Genomic DNA, 20,428 nt, shown 5'->3' with positions numbered 1-20,428 from the left:
GTCCCGCGTCCGCTCAGGCCACCTCGACCCCGAAGTCGCCGAGCAGCTCCGCCAGGCCGCCCCGGTATCCCCTGCCGCCGATCACGAAGTTCCAGTCGCCGCCCGCCCGCCGCCGGAACGAGCCCAGCACCAGGGCCGTCTCGCCGGGCCGGCCGTCGGACACCTCGAGCCGGTCGAGCTCCCCGCCCGACGCGTCGAGCAGCCGGATCGCGGCGTCGGTGAAGCCCGCCAGGTCCGCGCCCGGGTCGGCCTCCGGGTCCACCGCGGCCACCAGCACCAGCCGGTCGGCGGCGGCCGGCAAGGCGCCGAAGTCCACTTCCAGGGCGGCCTTGTCGGGCGCCGGCCGCGGGCGGGTACGGACCGAGCCGTCGGGCGTCCGCGGGTTGTTGAAGAACACGAAGTGGTCCTCGTCCAGGACCCGGCCGCCCTCGCAGACCAGCGCGCACACGTCGAGGACGACCCGGCCGGCCCAGTTCATGCCCAGCACGTTGTGCGCGCCGGCAGGCCCCCGCTCCCCATTCCGCTCCCGCTCCGGCTCGCGCCGCGCGGGCCGCTGCCGCGGCACCGGCGCGCCCAGCCGGCCTCGCAGGCCGTGCCGGTGCAGCAGTTCGACCAGTTCGGGCCCGGACACCAGCTCCAGCGGCTTGCCCTCCGCGAAGGACCGCGACCCGGGGCCGAACGACGAGGTGGTGACCAGGACGCCCTTGTTGGCGCCGGCGTCCTGCACCGTCCCGTAGAGGTCCCGCACCGCCGTCGGCGGCACCGTGTTCCGGTACCGCTTGACCTGCACCACGATGCGCCCGCCCCGGATCGGCGCCGGGTCCACCGCCTCCACGTCCACGCCGCCGTCGCCGGACCGCCGCGTGGTCACCGCGTCCATGCCCATGGCCCGGAACAGTTCGGCGACCAGGCCCTCGAAGGCGAGCGGGTCCATCGTGAACAGGTCGGGCTCGTCCGCCCCGGGTTCCGGGACCTCCCCGATGACCAGGCCGTCCCCGTGGGTGACCACCTCGCCGCCCACGTCCGCCGGCGCCCGCTCGGGGCGCACGGAGGCCTGCTGGTCCGGCCGCGCCGACAGCCGGCCGCCGAGTCCCTCGACCAGGCAGTCCACCGGACTGACCTGCTCCAGCCGCAGCCCCGTGAAGGCCGCCCGGGCGGCCGTGACCGCGGCCAGCACGATGTCGGTCCGACGGCCCGTCACCGGGTCGTGGCCGTCGGTGAAACCGTTGACGACCACCGAGTCCAGCACACCGAACTCGTCGGCCGCGTACACCTCCCGCAGCACCAGCAGCACGCACTGCGCCAGTACCTCCCGGTAGAGCGCGCGGCGCTGCGTGACCGGCCGGGCCGTCTCCCGGTCCTCGTCGGCGGTGGCGACGTACCGTACGGCCTTGACCGCGGGCACCACGTCCACGCCCGGCAGCTCCCACTCCAGCACCAGCTGCCGCGCCATGCGGTCGTAGGCCGCGGACACCCGGCGGGGCAGTTCGCCGGGCCAGGCCGGCGAGGCGTACAGGGCGGCGGAGAAGTACTCGACGACGGTCTCCGGGTCGCCCGCGCGCAACGCTCCGGCGGTGTCCTGAGGCCGGCCTCCCGGCCCGCCGTGCCCGCCCTGCCTGCCGCGCCCGCCGGCCCGGGCGGTCGCCGGCCGTGCCACCAGCTCGCGCTGCCGCTCGGCCTCGGCGGCGCGGGCGGCCTGCCAGGCGCGCGTGTAGCGGGCGTGCGCCGCACGCTCCGACTCGCCGGGGCGGGGCCGGAAGTCCTCGATGCGCGGCAGCGGAACCGGCTGCCCGGGACCACCCGCGGGGAACGGGCCGGACGGACCGGCGCCCGGCACGGTGCTCAGCCGGAACGCCGGCGTACGGCAGCCCGCCGCCAGCAGCCCCCGCAGCGCGGCGACCCGCGCCTCCAGCTCCTCGGTCCGCCGCCGCGCCTCGCCCTCGCGGTACTGCCGGTACGCGGCCTGCTGCTCGCGCCGGCCGCGGGCCAGCTCCCGCTCGTGCTCCCGCTGCCGGCGCTCCGCCTCGCGCTCACGGGCCAGCCGCTCCCGCTGCTGACGGCGCTGCGCCTCGGCCCAGGCCCCGATCAGCCCGTTCGCCCGACGGCTGCTCATCAGTCGTTCTCCCCCCACCGGCGCCTACGGGAAAACCCTAGTCGGGCCGGCGGGGCACGCCGGTCAGAGCACCGGGCCCGCCACCACCGCCACCGGCTTCGGCAGGGCCGTGCCCGAGCCGTCGCGGCGCGGGTCCGGGTCCGGGAGGTCCACCGGGGTGCCGTTGGCGGCCGCCGCGCGGGCCGGGGTGCCGCCCGCCCAGGCCAGGGTGAGCACGTCCTCGCCCTTGAGGAAGCGCTGGCAGCGGACGCCGCCGGTGGCGCGGCCCTTGCGCGGGAACTGGTCGAACGGGGTGAGCTTGGCGGTGGCCACCGAATCGTCCAGGGTGCCGTGGGACCCGGCCACCGTGAAGACCACGGCCTCCCGGGACGGGTCCACCGCCGAGAAGTGGATCACCTTGGCGCCCTCGGACAGCTTGATGCCCGCCATGCCGCCCGCCGGGCGGCCCTGCGGACGGACCTGCCCCGCCGGATAGCGCAGCAGCTGGGCGTCGTCCGTGATGAAGACCAGGTCCTCCTCGCCGGTGCGCAGCTCCACCGCGCCGACGATCCGGTCGCCCTCCTTGAGGGTGATGACCTCCAACTCCTCCTTGTTGGCCGGGTAGTCGGGCACCACCCGCTTGACCACGCCCTGTTCGGTGCCCAGCGCCAGACCCTGCGAGTTGGCCTCGTCCAGCGAGGTCAGGCAGACCACCTTCTCGTCCGGGTGGAGGGAGGAGAGGAACTCGGTGATCGGGGCGCCGCCGGCCAGGTTGGGGGCGGCCGCCGTGTCCGGGAGCTGCGGCAGGTCGATGACGGACAGGCGCAGCAGCCGGCCGGCCGAGGTCACCGCGCCGACCTCGGCGCGGGCCGTGGCCAGCACCGAGGACACCAGGACGTCGTGCCGGGCGCGCTTGCCGTCGCCCTCCGGCAGCGGCTCGCCCGTCACCGTACGGGCCAGCAGGCCGGTCGAGGACAGCAGGACCCGGCACGGGTCGTCCGCGACCTCCAGCGGAACCGCCGCCACCGGCGCGCCCGCCGACTCCAGCAGCACCGTGCGCCGCTCGGTGCCGAACTTCTTCGCCACCGCGGCCAGCTCCGCGGAGACCAGCTTGCGGAGCTCGCCGTCGGACTCCAGGATCTTCGTCAGCTCGTCGATCTCGGCGTTCAGCCGGTCCTGCTCGGACTCCAGCTCCAGCCGGTCGAACTTGGTGAGCCGGCGCAGCGGGGTGTCCAGGATGTACTGCGTCTGGACCTCGCTCAGGGAGAAGCGCTCCATGAGCCGCGCCTTGGCCTGCGCCGAGTTCTCGCTCTCCCGGATCAGCGCGATGACCTCGTCGATGTCGACGAGCGCCACCAGGAGGCCCTCGACCAGGTGCAGGCGGTCGCGCCGCTTGCCCCGGCGGAACTCGCTGCGCCGGCGGACCACCTCGAAGCGGTGGTCGAGGTAGACCTCCAGCAGCTCCTTCAGGCCCAGCGTCAGCGGCTGGCCGTCGACCAGCGCCACGTTGTTGATGCCGAAGGACTCCTCCATCGGCGTCAGCTTGTACAGCTGCTCCAGCACGGCCTCCGGGTGGAAGCCGTTCTTGACCTCGATGACCAGGCGCAGGCCGTGCGCCCGGTCGGTGAGGTCCTTCACGTCCGCGACGCCCTGCAGCTTCTTCGCGCCGACCAGGTCCTTGATCTTCGCGATGACCTTCTCCGGACCCACCGTGAAGGGCAGTTCGGTGACCACCAGGCCCTTGCGGCGGGCGGTGACGTTCTCCACCGCCACGGTGGCCCGGATCTTGAAGGTGCCGCGACCGGTCGCGTAGGCGTCCTTGATCCCGGACAGGCCCACGATCCGGCCGCCGGTCGGCAGGTCCGGGCCCGGCACGAAGCGCATCAGCGCCTCGAGGTCGGCCTGCGGGTGGCGGATCAGGTGCCGGGCCGCGGCGATGACCTCGCCCAGGTTGTGCGGCGGCATGTTGGTCGCCATGCCCACCGCGATCCCGGAGGCGCCGTTGACCAGCAGGTTCGGGTACGCGGCGGGGAGCGCGACCGGCTCCCGCTCCTGGCCGTCGTAGTTCGGGGCGAAGTCGACGGTGTCCTCGTCGATCGACTCCGTCATCAGCGAGGTCGCGTCCGCCATCCGGCACTCGGTGTACCGCATCGCGGCGGGCGGGTCGTCGTTGCCCAGCGAACCGAAGTTGCCGTGGCCGTCGACCAGCGGCAGGCGCATCGAGAACGGCTGCGCCATGCGCACCAGGGCGTCGTAGATCGAGCTGTCGCCGTGCGGGTGCAGCTTGCCCATGACCTCGCCGACGACGCGGGCGCACTTGACATAGCCCCGGTCGGGCCGCAGCCCCATCTCGTTCATCTGGTAGACGATGCGACGGTGGACCGGCTTCATGCCGTCCCGGGCGTCGGGCAGCGCCCGGGAGTAGATCACCGAGTACGCGTACTCAAGGAAGGAGCCCTGCATTTCGTCGACGACGTCGATGTCGAGGATCTTCTCCTCGAACTCCTCCGGCGGCGGGGTCTTCGTGCTGCGGCGGGCCATCGCTGCGGCGCTCCTTACCAAGGTTCGGGCTGGGGCTGACGCGGACCATTGTGGCCCGGCGCTCTGACAACGCCGACCCCGACCCAGGACACCCAGGAGTGACCCGGGAACTTCCACGGGGCCCGACGCGCTTGCATACAGTGACAGGTCTGACGGAAATCCCAGCATCGCGATCGAAGGGACCACATGCCCATGGGTCACACGGCCACCGAGCAGACCGCCTCCGGCGGCCTGACAGCGACCGAGCACCGGCTGGCCAACGGCCTGCGCGTGGTGCTCTCCGAGGACCACCTGACCCCGGTGGCCGCGGTCTGCCTCTGGTACGACGTCGGTTCGCGCCACGAGGTCAAGGGGCGTACCGGCCTGGCTCACCTCTTCGAGCACCTGATGTTCCAGGGCTCGGCGAGCGTCCCCGGCAACGGGCACTTCGAGCTGGTCCAGGGCGCCGGCGGCTCCCTCAACGGCACCACCAGCTTCGAGCGCACCAACTACTTCGAGACCATGCCGGCCCACCAGCTGGAGCTCGCGCTCTGGCTGGAGGCCGACCGGATGGGCTCCCTGCTGGCCGCCCTGGACGAGGAGTCCATGGAGAACCAGCGCGACGTGGTCAAGAACGAGCGCCGCCAGCGCTACGACAACGTGCCGTACGGCACCGCCTTCGAGAAGCTGACCGCGCTGGCCTACCCCGACGGCCACCCGTACCACCACACCCCGATCGGCTCCATGGCCGACCTGGACGCGGCCTCGCTGGAGGACGCCCGCGCGTTCTTCCGCACGTACTACGCGCCCAACAACGCGGTCCTGTCGGTCGTCGGCGACATCGACCCCGAGCAGACCCTCGCCTGGATCGAGAAGTACTTCGGTTCGATCCCGGCCCACGACGGCAAGCAGCCGCCGCGCGACGGCACCCTGCCGGACGTCATCGGCGAGCAGCTGCGCGAGGAGATCGTGGAGGAGGTCCCGGCGCGCGCGCTGATGGCCGCCTACCGCCTGCCGCACGACGGCACCCGCGAGTGCGACGCCGCCGACGTGGCGCTGACCGTCCTCGGCGGCGGCGAGTCCTCCCGGCTGCACAACCGCCTGGTGCGCCGCGACCAGACGGCCGTCGCGGCCGGTTTCGGCCTGCTGCGGCTGGCCGGCGCCCCCTCCCTGGGCTGGCTGGACGTGAAGACCTCGGCCGGGGTCGAGGTGCCGGACATCGAGGCCGCGGTGGACGAGGAGCTGGCCCGGTTCGCGGCCGAGGGCCCGACGGCCGAGGAGATGGAGCGCGCCCAGGCACAGCTGGAGCGCGAGTGGCTGGACCGGCTGGGCACCGTGGCCGGCCGTGCCGACGAACTGTGCCGGTACGCGGTCCTGTTCGGGGACCCGCAGCTGGCGCTGACCGCCGTCGAGCGGGTGCTCGACGTCACCGCCGAGGAGGTGCAGGCCGTGGCCGCCGCCCGGCTGCGCCCCGACAACCGCGCGGTGCTGGTGTACGAGCCGCTGAACGCCGCCGGGAACGACGAGAACGAGAACGAGGGGGCGGAGCAGTGAGCGAGACCGCAGCCGTCACGATGACCTTCCACCCGCAGCCCCAGGCCGGCCAGGCCAAGCCGTGGGCCTTCCCGGCCCCGGAGCGCGGCACGCTGGCCAACGGCCTGACCGTGCTGCGGTGCCACCGTCCCGGCCAGCAGGTGGTGGCGGTCGAGATCGTCCTCGACGCCCCGCTGGACGCCGAGCCCGAGGGTCTGGACGGCGTGGCCACGATCATGGCGCGGGCGCTCTCCGAGGGCACCGACAAGCACTCGGCGGAGGAGTTCGCCGCCGAGCTGGAGCGTTGTGGGGCCACCCTCGACGCGCACGCCGACCACCCGGGCGTCCGGGTCTCCCTGGAGGTCCCGGCGTCCCGGCTGCCGAAGGCCCTCGGCCTGCTCGCCGAGGCCCTGCGGGCCCCCGCCTTCGCCGACAGCGAGGTGGACCGGCTGGTCCGCAACCGGCTCGACGAGATCCCGCACGAGCTGGCCAACCCGCAGCGCCGGGCCGCGAAGCAGCTGTCCAAGGAGCTGTTCCCGGCCGCCCTGCGGATGTCCCGGCCCCGCCAGGGCACCGAGGAGACCGTCGCCCGGATCGACTCCGCCGCCGTCCGCGCCTTCTACGAGGCCCACGTACGGCCCGCCACGGCGACCGCCGTGGTCGTCGGCGACTACACCGGGACCGACCTGGACGCGGTCCTCGCGGACACCCTGGGGACCTGGACCGGCGGTGCGGCCGCACCGCGCCCGGTTCCGCCCGTCACCGCCGACGACACCGGGCGCGTGGTCATCGTGGACCGGCCGGGCGCCGTCCAGACGCAGCTGCTGATCGGCCGGATCGGCCCGGACCGGCACGACCGGGTGTGGGCCGCCCAGGTGCTGGGCACCTACTGCCTCGGCGGCACCCTCACCTCGCGCCTGGACAAGGTGCTGCGCGAGGAGAAGGGCTACACCTACGGGGTGCGCGCCTTCGGGCAGGTCCTGCGCTCCACCGAGGAGGGCACCGGCGCCGCCATGCTGGCCATCAGCGGCTCGGTGGACACCCCGAACACCGGCCCGGCGCTGGAGGACCTCTGGAAGGTCCTCCGTACCCTCGCCGAGGGCGGACTCACCGACGCCGAACGGGACGTGGCGGTGCAGAACCTGGTGGGCGTGGCTCCGCTGAAGTTCGAGACGGCGGCCTCCGTCGCGGGCACCCTCGCCGACCAGGTCGAGCAGCGGCTCCCGGACGACTACCAGGCCCGGTTGTACGCGCGGCTGGCCGAAACCGGCACGGTGGAGGCCACTTCGGCGGTGGTCAGCGCCTTCCCCGTGGACCGGCTGGTCACGGTCCTGGTGGGTGACGCCTCACAGATCGAGGAGCCGGTCCGGGCGCTCGGCATCGGAGAGGTGACCGTGGTCGCCAACTGACCCCGGCGCAGCGCGTTTTGACGAAGGGCCCCGGTGGTTCGTCCACCGGGGCCGCTTTGTGCCGTCAATGTCCGCTTTGCTGGAGAGGTTTCCTGTATGCGGTGTGGCGTGGGTAACAAAAAGGCCTCTCTGTTTGGTGATTGACTGATGATCCGCCTAGCGTCGGTCCCGCTGTCCGTCAGCTGCAACAGCCGCACCCGCGGCACCGGACAGCGATCGCCGAGTCCCCGTCAGGCGCGAGCCTGGGGAGCCGGGGACCCACACAGTCCCTGGGGTGAATCGGACCGCCTCGCAAGAGGGGGCCCGTAGGAGACCTTCCTGCTCCGAACCCGTCAGCTAACCCGGTAGGCGAGAGGGAAGGAAAGGATCAGCCTCTCCATGGCGTTTGGCAGTCGTGCCGCCGGTAAGCACCGTGGCTCCAGCCGTCTGAGCAAGAAGACCGCCGGCATCGCCGGTATCGCCGCCCTGGCCACCACGGGCGTCGTCGGTTCCTTCGCCGCTCCGGCCTTCGCCGCCGACAACAACGACAACTCGGCCCAGGACACCGGCCTGAACGCCGTCGTCGTCGCGGACGACGTCGCCGGCGACATCGAGGACCAGGCCCAGGCCCAGCAGCACGCCGCCGACGCGGCCGCGGCCAAGGCCGCCGCCGAGGCCGAGGCGAAGCAGCGGGCCGCCGAGGCCAAGCGCATGGCCGAGGCCCGCGCCAAGGCCGAGCGCGAGGCCGCCGAGCGCGCCGCCCGCGAGGCCGAGCGCAAGCGCATGAACACCTTCGTCTCCCCGCTGGCCGACTCGTACGTCTCCACCTCGTACAAGGCCGGCGGCAGCATGTGGTCCTCCGGCAGCCACACCGGCATCGACTTCCACGCCGCCTCCGGCACCGTGGTCCGCGCCGTCGGCATGGGCACCGTCGTCGAGGCCGGCTACGGCGGCGCCTACGGCAACAACGTGGTCATCAAGCACGCGGACGGCACGTACACCCAGTACGCCCACATGTCCTCGCTGAGCGTCCGCGCCGGCCAGCAGGTCAGCGCCGGGCAGCAGATCGGGCTCTCCGGCTCCACCGGCAACTCCAGCGGCCCGCACCTCCACTTCGAGGCCCGCAGCGGCTCGGAGTACGGCTCGGACATCGACCCGATCGCCTACCTCCGCTCGCACGGCGTCACCGTCTGACCCGAGGCGACCCCCGCGCTCACGGGAAGACCCCGGCCCGGTTCCCACCGGCCGGGGTCTTCCCGTTCCCGCTCCCGTTCCTGCTCCCGTTCCCGCTCCCGGCCGATTCCCGACTCCGCTCGGAAATTGCGGCATTCTGCAATAGAGTCGGGACAATGGCACCGGTCATGAGGCGGAGGTCTGTCTTGCGTATTCCAGCGCGTGCGGTGTGCTCGGCAATCCGCGACGACATCGTGGGCGGGGTATTCCAGCCCGGCGCGAGACTCACCGAAGAAGTGCTGGCCCGGCGATACGGAGTTTCCCGCGTCCCGGTGCGCGAGGCGCTGCGCACGCTGGAGTCCGAGGGCTTCGTCACCACCCGGCGCCACGCCGGGGCGTGCGTGGCCGAGCCGACCGAGCAGGAGGCGGCCGACCTGCTGGAGCTGCGGGCGCTGCTCGAGCCGCTGGCGGCCTCCCGGGCGGCCCGGCGGCGTACGGACGGGCACCTGAAGGTACTGCGCGGCCTGGTCCGGCTGGGCCAGGGGCGGGCGCGGCAGGGGCAGGTCGAGGACCTGCGGGCCCTGGGCGGCTGGTTCCACGAGACGCTGGCCCAGGCCTCGGGCAGCCCCGGGCTGATCGCCCTGCTCGCCCAGCTCCGGCACAAGGTCGCCTGGATGTACACGGTGCAGGCGCCGGCCCGGCCGGTGGAGTCCTGGGCGGACCACGCGGCGATCGTGGACGCGCTGGCGCGCCGGGACGCCGAGCGGGCCCGGGCGCTGGCCGCGGCCCACGCGGAACGCGCGCTGGGGGCCCACCGGATCCGGGTGTGGCCGTCCGTGGCGGTGAGGGAACCGCAACGTGCCGTAAACACGGCGAGCGGCCGGCATTAACACGAGCCGTATACAAAGACCGGGGGAACCGCCCCGCGTTTCGAATTCGCGCGTTCGCGCGGCGGCGGGAAATGCGGAGCGCCTGTCCGGAATTCACCCCTGACCAATTCGGTCTGCTCGCGGGGCCGGGCCATTACGGAATTCGGCCAGCCGGGAGATTCACCCGGGACGGGCGGCGCGACGGAGCACCCGTGAAAACGACGGAAGCCGCGGCCCTGAAGGGGAGCCGCGGCTTCGCGTGCGTACCGGCGCCGAACCCGAAGGGGTCAGACGGTCTCGGGGAGCTCTTCGAGACCCTCGGCGACCAGCTTCGCCAGACGGTCGAGAGCGGCCTCCGCGCCCTCGGCCTCCGACGCGAGCACGATCTCCTCGCCACCCTGGGCACCCAGGCCCAGCACCGCGAGCATCGAACCCGCGTTGACCGGGTCCCCGCCCGCCTTGGCGATGGTCACCGGGACGCCGGAAGCGGTGGCCGCACGGACGAAGATCGAGGCGGGACGAGCGTGCAGGCCCTCGGCCCAGCCGACGTTGACGCGGCGCTCTGCCATGGTGATGCCCTTCAGGTTCTTACGGTTGTCTAGACCAGTCTCTCACGGCGTCCGGAATGCTCGGACCGACCTGCGCCCGGGATTCCCGGGCCGTTCGGCCTTTCATAGCTTGCACCGGTTTGTCCATGCCTGCCTAACGCGCCGCGCGCTCCCGCGACGGCGCGTTCCGGTCGTAAGATCACCCCATGACCCTCGCGTCGGACCCTTCGTACCCGGCCCACTGGGAGGCCGACGTCGTCCTCCGCGACGGCGGCACCGCCCGGATCCGGCCCATCACCCCCGAGGACGCCGGCCGCCTGGTCAGCTTCTACGAGCAGGTCTCGGACCAGTCGAAGTACTACCGGTTCTTCGCCCCCTACCCCCGGCTCTCCGACCGCGACGTCCACCGCTTCACGCACCACGACTACGTCGACCGCGTCGGCCTCGCCGCCACCGTCGGCGGGGAGTTCATCGCCACCGTCCGCTACGACCGCATCGGCCCCGACGGCCGCCCCGCGACCGGCCCCGCCGACCAGGCCGAGGTCGCCTTCCTCGTCCAGGACGCCCACCAGGGCCGTGGCGTGGCCTCGGCGCTCCTCGAACACATCGGCGCGGTCGCCCGCGAGCGCGGCATCCGCCGGTTCGTCGCCGAAGTGCTGCCCGCCAACACCAAGATGATCAAAGTGTTCAAGGACGTCGGCTACCAGCAGACCCGCAGCTTCGAGGACGGCTCCGTCCGCCTCACCCTCGACCTCGAACCCACCGCCGAGTCCCTCGCCGTGCAGCGAGCCCGGGAACAGCGAGCCGAGGCCCGCTCCGTGCAGCGGCTGCTCGCCCCCGGCTCGGTCGCGGTGATCGGAGTCAGCCGTTCCGGGGCCGGCGTGGGCTCCGCGGCCCTGCGCAACCTCCGTGACAGCGGCTTCCGCGGCCACCTCTACGCCGTCAACGAGGCCCTGCCGCCCGGCATCGCGGGCGACCTGCTGGAAGGCGTCCGCGCCTACCGCACCCTCGCCGAGATCGGCGCCCCCGTCGACCTCGCCGTCGTCGCGGTGCCCGCCGAACGCGTCCCCGACGTGGTCGCCGCCTGCGGCGAGCACGGCGTCCAGGGCCTGGTGGTGCTGTCCGCCGGCTACGGCGAGAGCGGCCCCGAAGGCCTGGAGCGCCAGCGCGAACTCGTCCGCCAGGCCCGCTCCTACGGCATGCGCATCATCGGCCCCAACGCCTACGGCGTGATCAACACCGCGCCCGGGGTCAGCCTCAACGCCTCCCTGACCCCCGCACCGGCCCCCGCCCGGGGCCGCATCGGCCTGTTCAGCCAGTCCGGGGCCATCGGGATCTCGCTGCTGTCCGGACTGCTGCGGCGCGGCGAAGGACTCTCCTCCTTCGTCTCCGCCGGCAACCGCGCCGACGTCTCCGGCAACGACATCCTCCAGTACTGGTACGAGGACCCCGACACCGACGTCGCGCTCATGTACCTCGAAACCCTCGGCAACCCGCGGAAGTTCACCCGGCTCGCCCGCCGCACCGCCGCCGTCAAGCCCGTCGTCGTCGCCCGGGGCGGCCGGCACAGCGGAGCCAGCCCCGCCGGACACGCCGTCCCCGGCACCCGGCTGCCCGACGCCACCGTCTCCGCGCTGCTCCGCCAGGCCGGGGTGATCCGCGTCGACACCGTCACCGAACTCGTCGACGCCGGGCTGCTGCTGGCGTCACAGCCGCTGCCCGCCGGCCCCCGGGTCGCCATCCTCGGCAACTCCGAGTCCCTCGGCGTCCTCACGTACGACGCCTGCCTCTGGGAGCGGCTGCGCCCGCACGCCCCGGTCGACCTCACCACGGAGGCCACCCCCGACGACTTCCGCGAGGCGCTCTCCCACGCCCTGGCCGACGACTCCAGCGACGCGGTCGTCGTCACCGCCATCCCCTCGGTCGAGGAGCCCGGCCTCGCCGACGAGCTGGCCGAAGCCCTCCGCGCGGCCGTCGCCGCAGTCCCCGCCGGCCGGCCCGCCAAACCCGTCCTCGTGGTCCACGTCGAGCTCGGAGAGCTGCCCCGGGCCCTCTCCGACGCCAACCCGGGCGCCACCCCCGGTACCGCGCCCGGGGACGAGCCCCGCACCGCGCCCGACCCGGCTCCCGGCACCGCGCCCGACCCGGCCACCGCCCGCGAGGCCGCCGCCCCGGCCACCGCCCGCGAGGCCGCCGCCCCGGGCCCCGGCACCGCCGCCGCCCGCCCCGCCCCGGTGCACCCCGTACGCATCCCCGCCTACCCCGCGGCCGAACGCGCCGCCCGCGCCCTCGGCCAGGCCACCCGCTACGCCCAGTGGCGCCGGGCCAACGCCGACGCCGGCCAGGTCCCCGAGTACGAGGACATCGACGAGACCGGCGCCGCCGCCCAGCTGGCCCGGCTCCTCGACACCGTCGAACCCGGCGGCGTCCGTGCCCTGCCGGACCCCGAGGCCCGCGCCCTGCTGGCCCGCTACGGCATCACCGTGCTGCCCACGCTGCCCGCCCCCACCCCCGACGAGGCCGCCGCGGCCGCCCGCCGCCTCGGCTATCCCGTCGCCCTCAAGACCACCGCCCCGCACCTGCGCCACCGCGCCGACCTGGGCGGCGTACGGCTCGACCTCGCGACCGAGGCCGACCTGCGGCGCTCCTACGACGAGCTCACCGAGTCCCTCGGCAAGCCCGCGGAGCTCCAGCCCGTGGTGCAGGCGATGGTCCCCCGCGGGGTCGACACCGTCGTCCGCTCCGTGATCGACCCCGCCGCCGGAGCCGTCCTCTCCTTCGGGCTCGCCGGGGTCGCCTCCGAACTGCTCGGGGACACCGCCCACCGGCTGGTCCCCAGCACCGCCCGGGACGTCGCCGAGCTGATCCGCAGCATCCGGACCGCGCCGCTCCTCTTCGGCTGGCGCGGCAGCGACCCGGTCGACACCCCCGCCCTGGAGGAGCTGCTGCTCCGGCTCTCCCGGCTGGTCGACGACCACCCCGAGGTCGTGGGCGTGGACCTGGAGCCGGTCGTGGTCGCCACCGAGGGGCTCTCCGTCCTGAGCGCCTCCGTCCGCATCGCCCACCCGCCGGCCCGCACCGACCTCGGCCCGCGCACCCTCCCCAGCTACTGAAGCGGCCCTCCGCGGGAACCGGACCGGCCGCCGACCGGCCCCCGACCGGCCCCCGGCCGGACCCGGACCGGACCCGCCCCGGCACAGACCGGGGGAGTCCGTACGGGCCGTAGGATGGACCCCATGGCGAAATCCGGTACGACGACCCAGGGGCTGCGCGCGGCGATCGAGCGCAGCGGCTACTACCCGGCCCTCGTGGCCGAGGCCGTGGAGGCCGCGGTGGGCGGTGAGCCGATCTCGTCGTACCTGGTGCACCAGGAGACCACCTTCGACTCCAACGAGGTGCGCCGCCACGTCACCGTGCTGGTCCTCACCGGCAACCGGTTCATCGTCAGCCACACCGACGAGCAGGCCGCCGACGCCGGCTCCCCGTCCCCGTACGCGACCACCTCCACCGAGTCGGTCAAGATCGGCGCGATCTCCTCGGTGGTGCTCAGCCGGGTCGTCGCCAACCCCGAGTCGTACACCCCGGGCACCCTGCCCCGCGAGGTCGTCCTCACCATCGGCTGGGGCGCGGTCTCCCGCATCGACCTGGAGCCCGCCGCCTGCGGCGACCCCAACTGCGACTCCGACCACGGCTACACCGGCAACTCCACCGCCGACGACCTCAGCCTGCGGGTCAGCGAGGCCGGCGACGGCCCCGAGGCCGTCCGCCAGACCCTCTCCTTCGCCCAGGCGCTCTCCGAGGCGACGGCCGCGGCCGGATCCGCCGGCGCACGCTGATGCCGTACTCCTCGCCGCAGGACAACTGGTACGAGCCGGAGCCGCTGGACCTGGCGGGCGCCCCCGTACCCGAGTACGGCCGCGGCTCCCTGGCCGACCTGCTCCCCACCCTCGCCGCCGGGCAGGGCGTCCCCGGCCTGGAGGCCACCCTTACCGAACTCGCCCCGGCCGACCGGAACTGCGTCTTCCTGATCGACGGCCTCGGCTGGCAGCAGATCCTCGACCACCCGGCCGAAGCGCCCTTCCTCACCTCCCTGCTCGGCAGTTCGCGCGGCGGCACCGGCCGCCCCATCACCGCCGGCTTCCCCTCCACCACCGCCACCTCGCTGGCCTCCGTCGGCACCGGCCTGCCGCCCGCCCGGCACGGCCTGCCCGGCTACGCGGTCCGCGACCCGGCCACCGGCCGGCTGATGAACCAGCTCCGCTGGCAGCCCTGGACCCGGCCCGAGGCCTGGCAGCCGTACCCGACCGTCTTCCAGCTCGCGGACGCCGCCGGAGTGGCCACCGCCCAGGTGTCCGCCCCCGCCTTCCAGACCACCCCGCTCACCAAGATCGCCCTCAGTGGCGGCACCTTCCACGGCCGGATGACCGGCGAGGAGCGGATGGACCTGGCCGCCGACCGGCTCGCCGCCGGGGACCGCTCGCTGGTCTACACGTACTACAGCGAGCTCGACGGCGCCGGACACCGCAACGGCGTGGATTCCGACGCCTGGCGCGGCCAGCTGATGTACGTGGACCGGCTGGTCCAGCGGCTCGCCGGACAGCTCCCGCCGCGCACCGCCCTGTACGTCACCGCCGACCACGGCATGGTCGACATCCCGTTCGACGAGGAGTCGCGGATCGACTTCGACGAGGACTGGGAGCTCGGCGCGGGCGTCGCCCTGCTGGGCGGCGAGGGCCGGGCCCGCCACGTGTACGCCGTCCCGGGCGCCGAGGCCGACGTGCTGACCGTCTGGCGCGAGGTGCTGGGCGACCGCTTCTGGGTCGCGAGCCGCGAAGAGGCGCTGGAGCGCGGCTGGTTCGGCACGCCCGGAACCTGCGACGAGCGGGTTCTGGGCCGGATCGGCGACGTGATCGCCGCCGCGCACGCCGACGTCGCCATCACCGCGTCCGTCAACGAGCCCAACGAGTCGGCGCTGACCGGCATGCACGGCTCGCTGACCCCGGCGGAGCAGCTGGTTCCGCTGCTCGAGATCCGTTCCTCCTGACCACCCCGGCCCCGCCGCGCCGCCCCTCCCCGCCCGAATGACCCGAAAGGTCCTGTACCTCCCATGCCCGAGCTGGTGTTCTTCTCCGGAACGATGGACTGCGGAAAGAGCACCCTCGCTCTGCAGATCACGCACAACCGGTCCGCGAGGGGCCTGCAGGGCGTGATCTTCACCCGCCAGGACCGGGCGGGCGAGGGCAAGCTCTCCTCCCGGCTCGGGCTCGTCACGGACGCCGTCGAGGTCACCGACGCCATGGACGTCTACGCCTACCTGGTCGGCGAGTTGTCCCGGGGCGGCAAGGCGGACTACGTGATCGTCGACGAGGCCCAGTTCCTGGCCCCCGAGCAGATCGACCAGCTCGCGCGGATCGTGGACGACCTCGGCATGGACGTCTTCGCGTTCGGCATCACCACCGACTTCCGCACCAAGCTCTTCCCCGGCTCGCAGCGGCTGATCGAGCTGGCCGACCGGATCGAGCAGCTCCAGGTCGAGGCCCTCTGCTGGTGCGGTGCCCGTGCCACCCACAACGCCCGCACGGTGGGCGGCGAGATGGTGGTCGAGGGCGAGCAGGTCGTCGTCGGCGACGTGAACCGCCCCGCGGAGGAGGTCGGCTACGAGGTCCTCTGCCGCCGCCACCACCGCCGCCGGATGACCTCCGCCGCCGCCCACGCCGGCGCGCTCTCCCCGGACGTCCTGCCCGTCAACCACGCCTGATTGCGCCGACCCGGCGGACCGGCGCCGCGCACCGCGTGGCCCCGCGGGCCGGGCGGCGCCCCCGGGCTACCGTCGGCGGATGGACGGTGACCGACGGGGGTGGCTCAGGTGCCTGCTCGCCGGGGCCGTGTTCGCCGTGTGCATGGCGGGCACCACCCTGCCGACCCCGCTCTACCCCCTCTACCAGCAGGAGTTCGGCTTCTCCGAACTGACCGTGACGGTGGTCTACGCCGTCTACGCGTTCGGCGTCATCGGGGTCCTGCTGCTGGCCGGCAACGCCTCCGACACGGTGGGCCGCAGGCCCGTACTGCTGGCCGGCCTCGCGTTCGCCGCGCTGAGCGCCGTCTGCTTCCTGATCGCGACCGGCCTGGGCTGGCTCTACGCCGGGCGCCTGCTGTCGGGGCTCTCCGCCGGCCTGTTCACCGGCGCCGCGACGGTGTACGTGCTGGAACTCGCCCCGCCCGGCGGCAGCGCCCGGGCCACCTTCGTGGCGACGGCCGCCAACATGGGCGGCCTGGGTTGCGGCCCGCTGCTCGCCGGCCTGCTCGCCGAGTACGCCCCCTGGCCGCTGCTCCTGCCGTTCGCCGTGCACCTCGCCCTGGTGGCCGCGGCCGCCGCCGTGGTGCTGTGGCTGCCCGAGACCGTACGGGAGCGCCGTCCGGTGACCGCCGTACGCCCGCGCCGGCCCGCGCTGCCCGCCCCGGTCCGGGCGGTGTTCGCGCCGGCGGCGACCGCCTCGTTCGCCGGCTTCGCGCTGTTCGGGGTGTTCACCTCGGTCAGCCCGGCGTTCCTCGCCCGGTCGCTGGACGTGGAGAACCACGCGGTCAGCGGGCTGGTCGTCGCCCTGGCCTTCTTCGCCTCCACCGCCGGTCAGCTCGCCGTCGACCGCGTCGGCCCCGAAAGGTCCCTGCCGCTGGGCTGCGCCGGTCTCCTCGCCGGTCTCGCGCTGCTCGCCGGCGCCCTGCTGTGGGACGAGCTGGCCCTGGTCGTCCTCAGCGCGCTGGTCGGCGGGGCCGGGCAGGGGCTGTCCTTCCGCGGGGCGCTCGCCTCGGTCGCCGGGGCGTCTCCGCCCGACCATCGCGCCGCGGTGGTCTCGGCCCTGTTCGTGGTGGCCTACACGGGCATCTCCGTGCCGGTGATCGGCGTGGGCCTGCTGGCCGATCCGATCGGCCTGGAGGGCGCCGGGCTGGTCTTCATCGCCTGTATGACCGTGCTGGTGCTGCTCGCCGCCGGGTACCTGCTGCGCCGCCCGGCTCCGCGCCGCTGACCTGCAGCGCCGCTGACCTGCTGCGATGCGGTCAGGCGTGCGGACGGGTGATCGTGAAGACCGCTCCCTCCGGGTCCCGGACCACGGCGGTCCGGGCGTGCGGTTCGTCGCGGGGCGGGCGGAGCACCGTACCGCCGAGATCGGCGACCAGGGCGGCGGCCCGGTCGGTGTCCGCGACCTGGAAGTGGGTCATCCAGTGCGCGCCCCGGTCCTTCGGGAGGTCGCGGCCCACCCCGTGGACCGCGGCGACCGGGCGGCCGGACAGGTGCAGGGTGAGGCGGTCGACGCCGGTGGAGTCCCCCCGAGCCTCCGCCCGGTGCCCGAAGACCGTCTGGTAGAACTTCTCGACCAGCGAGGTCTCCCGGGTGAACAGCTCGTTCCACACGGGGGTGCCGGGGACGCCGGTCAGCCGGGTGCCGATGTGGGACCCGGCCTGCCAGATGCCGAAGACCGCGCCGCCGGGGTCCGCGCAGATGGCCAGCCGTCCGGCGTCGGCGGCGTCCAGGGGTCCCACCGCCAGCGTGCCGCCGCACGACCGTACGGCCTCGGCCGTCTCGTCGGCGTCGTCGGTGGCGAGGTACGTGGTCCAGGTGACGGGAAGGTGGCGGTCCGGCGGCAGCTGCCCGATGCCGGCCACCTCCAGCCCGTCGACCAGCGCCCGGACGTACGGGCCGAGGGCCCCGGGCCCGGGTGCGTACTCCCAGCCGAACAGGGCGCCGTAGAACTCCTCGGTCGTACCGAGGCCGTGCACCATCAGGCTCACCCAGCACGGCGTGCCGGGGGCGCGCCGTGTCGCTGCCTCGGTCATGACGGGATCTCCTCCGCGGGCGCAGGTGGTGGGGCTGAGGCAGATGCTTCCACTCCGCGCGGCTTCCCGCGCCCCGACCGGCCGCCCTTTCACCGGGCACGGGAGAGATGGCCGAATCACTGCTGCCCGCCGGTGACGTCCGTGTTACGCGCGGGACGGCGGCGGGTGGAGGATGGCCACATGACTGCGATCGTTTCCGCCCCCGAACTGATGGCCGAGCTGGCCGGGCCCCGCCCGCCGGTGCTCCTGGACGTCCGCTGGCAGCTGGCCGGGCCCGGCCTGCGTCCCGAGTACGAGGCCGGGCACCTGCCCGGCGCGGTGTACGTCGACCTCGACCGGGAGCTCGCCGGCCCGCCGGGGGCGGGCGGCCGGCACCCGCTGCCCGACCCGGAGGCCTTCGGGGCCGTCATGCGCCGGGCCGGGGTCTCCTCGGCGGGCCCGGTGGTCGTGTACGACGGCGGTCTGGGCTGGGCGGCTGCCCGGGCGTGGTGGCTGCTGCGCTGGACGGGGCACGGGGACGTACGGGTGCTGGACGGCGGGCTCGCCGCGTGGGTCGCGGCGGGCGGGGGAGTGACGGTCGAGGAACCGCCGGTGGAGGAGGGTGATTTCAAGCCAAGCCCGGGGGCGATGGGGCTGCTGGACGCGGACGGGGCCGCCGCTCTGGCCCGCTCGGGGCTGCTGCTGGACGCGCGGGCGGGGGAGCGGTACCGGGGCGAGGTGGAGCCGATCGACCGGGTCGGCGGACACGTCCCGGGTGCGGTGTCGGCGCCGACGACGGGGAACGTGGGGCCGGACGGCCGGCTGCTGCCGGCGGCGGAGCTGCGGGCGCGCTTCGCCGGGCTCGGCGCGGACGGCGGCACGGAGGTCGGCGTGTACTGCGGGTCCGGGGTCTCCGGCGCGCAGCAGGTGCTGGCGCTGGAGGTGGCGGGGATCCCCGCCGCGCTGTACGCGGGCAGCTGGTCGGAGTGGTCGTCGGACCCCGCCCGGCCGGTGGCCACGGGCCCGGACCCGCAGTAGGCCTGCCCGGTGTCCGCCGTGCCGGCCCGCGTGGCGTTCGGGCGGCGCTGCGGGGGCGGGGCCGGGCCCGGGCGCAGGTGTGTCCTGCGCGGCCGGTGTGCGCCCCCGCACCGGTGTGCCCCTCCCGGATTCGCTCCGGGGCCCCATCCGCCCGGCAGCCGGGATCGCCGCGCGGCGGGTGCCCGGCCGAACGGTGGCCGTGGGCCGTGGGCCGTGGGCCGTGGGCCGTGGGCCGTGGGCCGCGGGCGGGGTGGTTACTCCTGCTTCTTGCGGCGGGTGCCGAAGACGATCTCGTCCCAGCTCGGGACCGCCGCGCGCCGGCCCGGCCGGACGCCGTCGGCCTCGGCCTGCCGGTCGGTGGTGCCGGTCAGTCGTTCGCGGTGGCCGGCGACCGTCCGCGGCATGAGGACGTCCGCGTACGCCGAGCCGGCCCCCGCCGACGCGGCGGGGGGAGCTGCGGCCTCCTCGGTCTCCTCCGGCTCGGACTCCACGCTGGCGGGGGTCCGGTCGGGGACGACGAGGTCGCCGCGGAAGCTCGGCACCGCCTCCAGCAGGCTGGTCAGCGAGTCCCGTTCCTCCTCCGGCTCGCCCGAGGCGGAGGCAGAGGCGGAGGCCGGGCCCGAAGCCGAGGCCACCGCCGGCAACTGGCGGTCCAGGGCGCGGTCCAGCGGCCGGTCGCGGGGCAGCCTGGCGATCCGCGGCACGAACGGGAACGTGGGCTCCGGGGCGGCCGGGAGGTCGTCCGACTCGCCGATCAGCGAGCGCGCCTCGTCGTCCACCGCCACGACCAGCCGGCGCGGCGGGTCGTACGTCCAGCTCGCCGAGTGCGGTTCGCCCGCCACCCGGTAGACCAGCAGCACCTCCCAGGTGCCGTCGTCGCGGCGCCAGGAGTCCCACTGCACGGTGTCCTTCTCGACCCCGCGGATCAGCAGCCGTTCCTGCACGGCCTCGCCGAGCTGCGGTCCGGTGTTCTCGCCGGGGCGGCGTACGGGGGTCTTCCGGGCTCGTTCGGCCATGAAGGCGCGCTCGGCCAGGACGGGTCCCTCGAAGCGGCGCACCCGGTCCACCGGGATGCCGGCGAGCTGCGCGACCTCCTCCGCGGAGGCACCGGCACGTATCCGCGCCTGGATGTCGCGGGGGCGGAGGTGGCTCTCCACCTCGATCTCGATCTGGTTCAGCCTGGCGCGGTCGTTGCGGACGGCCGCCCGCAGCCGCTCGTCGATCGGAAGCGTGTACTCCGTGCTGTCCGCAGCCTTGAGCACCAGTCGTGTGCCGTCATTCGAGACGGCCACGACACGCAGTTCGGGCATGGGGACCTCCCGGGTGGTGCCTGCCGACGTCACGTGCGTCGCTGCTTCCGCTAGTCGAGTGTGGCCTGCCCGGGTGCAGCCTGCCACAACCTTGCCGAGTTAAACCGGCGTGTCGGGCATGCGCCCTTGATCGACGTTATGGCAC

The 20,428-nt window shown here is 74.3% G+C and carries 15 protein-coding genes and 1 riboswitch; of the genes, 10 read left to right on the top strand and 5 right to left on the bottom strand.

Annotation, left to right across the window (positions count from 1 at the left end; translation table 11 throughout):
* Nucleotides 1-13: 13 nt before the first annotated feature.
* Complete coding sequence (locus ACFY61_RS04465) at nt 14-2,113, bottom strand: restriction endonuclease (protein ID WP_389466816.1); 2,100 nt, start codon at nt 2,111-2,113, stop codon at nt 14-16.
* Nucleotides 2,114-2,176: 63 nt separating this feature from the next.
* Complete coding sequence (locus ACFY61_RS04460) at nt 2,177-4,633, bottom strand: DNA topoisomerase (ATP-hydrolyzing) subunit A (RefSeq protein ID WP_389466814.1); 2,457 nt, start codon at nt 4,631-4,633, stop codon at nt 2,177-2,179.
* 192 nt (nt 4,634-4,825) lie between these two features.
* Here ACFY61_RS04460 and ACFY61_RS04455 point away from each other — a divergent pair, with 192 nt between their 5' ends.
* The 4 genes from ACFY61_RS04455 (at nt 4,826) to ACFY61_RS04440 (ending at nt 9,596) form a co-directional block, all read left to right on the top strand.
* Complete coding sequence (locus ACFY61_RS04455) at nt 4,826-6,166, top strand: M16 family metallopeptidase (RefSeq protein ID WP_389466811.1); 1,341 nt, start codon at nt 4,826-4,828, stop codon at nt 6,164-6,166.
* Between the two features lie 20 nt (nt 6,167-6,186).
* The gene (locus ACFY61_RS04450) at nt 6,187-7,554 is read left to right on the top strand and encodes a M16 family metallopeptidase (RefSeq protein WP_389467023.1); all 1,368 of its coding nucleotides are present in this window, start codon (nt 6,187-6,189) and stop codon (nt 7,552-7,554) included.
* A gap of 207 nt (nt 7,555-7,761) precedes the next feature.
* Nucleotides 7,762-7,920, top strand: a riboswitch (cyclic di-AMP (ydaO/yuaA leader).
* Between the two features lie 12 nt (nt 7,921-7,932).
* Nucleotides 7,933-8,727, top strand: coding sequence for a M23 family metallopeptidase (locus tag ACFY61_RS04445; protein ID WP_389466808.1), 795 nt, complete (start codon nt 7,933-7,935; stop codon nt 8,725-8,727).
* 185 nt (nt 8,728-8,912) lie between these two features.
* A complete protein-coding gene (locus ACFY61_RS04440; RefSeq protein ID WP_389466806.1) occupies nt 8,913-9,596 on the top strand; it encodes a GntR family transcriptional regulator in 684 nt (227 codons plus the stop codon).
* Between the two features lie 266 nt (nt 9,597-9,862).
* On the opposite strand, the gene ACFY61_RS04435 is transcribed toward ACFY61_RS04440, so the two are convergent.
* Nucleotides 9,863-10,144 (bottom strand): HPr family phosphocarrier protein, encoded by a 282-nt coding sequence (locus ACFY61_RS04435; RefSeq protein ID WP_389466805.1) that lies wholly within the window; start codon nt 10,142-10,144, stop codon nt 9,863-9,865.
* A 185-nt stretch (nt 10,145-10,329) separates the two neighbouring features.
* Between ACFY61_RS04435 and ACFY61_RS04430 the strand changes: the two genes are divergently transcribed.
* The 5 genes from ACFY61_RS04430 (at nt 10,330) to ACFY61_RS04410 (ending at nt 17,148) form a co-directional block, all read left to right on the top strand.
* The gene (locus ACFY61_RS04430) at nt 10,330-13,236 is read left to right on the top strand and encodes a GNAT family N-acetyltransferase (RefSeq protein ID WP_389466803.1); all 2,907 of its coding nucleotides are present in this window, start codon (nt 10,330-10,332) and stop codon (nt 13,234-13,236) included.
* Between the two features lie 114 nt (nt 13,237-13,350).
* Nucleotides 13,351-13,959: a DUF5998 family protein gene (locus ACFY61_RS04425; RefSeq protein WP_389466801.1), complete on the top strand. Its 609-nt coding sequence runs from the start codon at nt 13,351-13,353 to the stop codon at nt 13,957-13,959.
* Nucleotides 13,959-15,167, top strand: coding sequence for an alkaline phosphatase family protein (locus tag ACFY61_RS04420; RefSeq protein ID WP_389466798.1), 1,209 nt, complete (start codon nt 13,959-13,961; stop codon nt 15,165-15,167). Before ACFY61_RS04425 ends, ACFY61_RS04420 begins: the two co-directional genes overlap by 1 nt.
* Before the next feature lie 63 nt (nt 15,168-15,230).
* The gene (locus ACFY61_RS04415) at nt 15,231-15,881 is read left to right on the top strand and encodes a thymidine kinase (RefSeq protein ID WP_389466796.1); all 651 of its coding nucleotides are present in this window, start codon (nt 15,231-15,233) and stop codon (nt 15,879-15,881) included.
* Nucleotides 15,882-15,960: 79 nt separating this feature from the next.
* Entirely contained in the window at nt 15,961-17,148 is a 1,188-nt protein-coding gene (locus ACFY61_RS04410) for an MFS transporter (RefSeq protein WP_389466794.1), read from the top strand.
* A gap of 31 nt (nt 17,149-17,179) precedes the next feature.
* Here the strand turns inward: ACFY61_RS04410 and ACFY61_RS04405 are convergent, their stop codons facing one another.
* Entirely contained in the window at nt 17,180-17,956 is a 777-nt protein-coding gene (locus tag ACFY61_RS04405) for a VOC family protein (RefSeq protein ID WP_389466791.1), read from the bottom strand.
* A 180-nt stretch (nt 17,957-18,136) separates the two neighbouring features.
* Here ACFY61_RS04405 and ACFY61_RS04400 point away from each other — a divergent pair, with 180 nt between their 5' ends.
* Nucleotides 18,137-18,973 carry a sulfurtransferase gene (locus ACFY61_RS04400; protein ID WP_389466788.1) on the top strand — a complete coding sequence of 279 codons (837 nt, stop codon included), beginning with the start codon at nt 18,137-18,139 and terminating at the stop codon, nt 18,971-18,973.
* 254 nt (nt 18,974-19,227) lie between these two features.
* Here the strand turns inward: ACFY61_RS04400 and sepH are convergent, their stop codons facing one another.
* Nucleotides 19,228-20,316, bottom strand: coding sequence for a septation protein SepH (sepH, locus tag ACFY61_RS04395; RefSeq protein ID WP_389466786.1), 1,089 nt, complete (start codon nt 20,314-20,316; stop codon nt 19,228-19,230).
* Nucleotides 20,317-20,428: the final 112 nt, after the last annotated feature.

It is taken from the genome of Streptomyces sp. NPDC012888, from assembly GCF_042900645.1.
Classification (GTDB): Bacteria; Actinomycetota; Actinomycetes; order Streptomycetales; family Streptomycetaceae; genus Streptomyces.
Note: the sequence above shows the minus strand (reverse complement) of the source record. Positions and strands in the feature narration are given on the sequence as shown.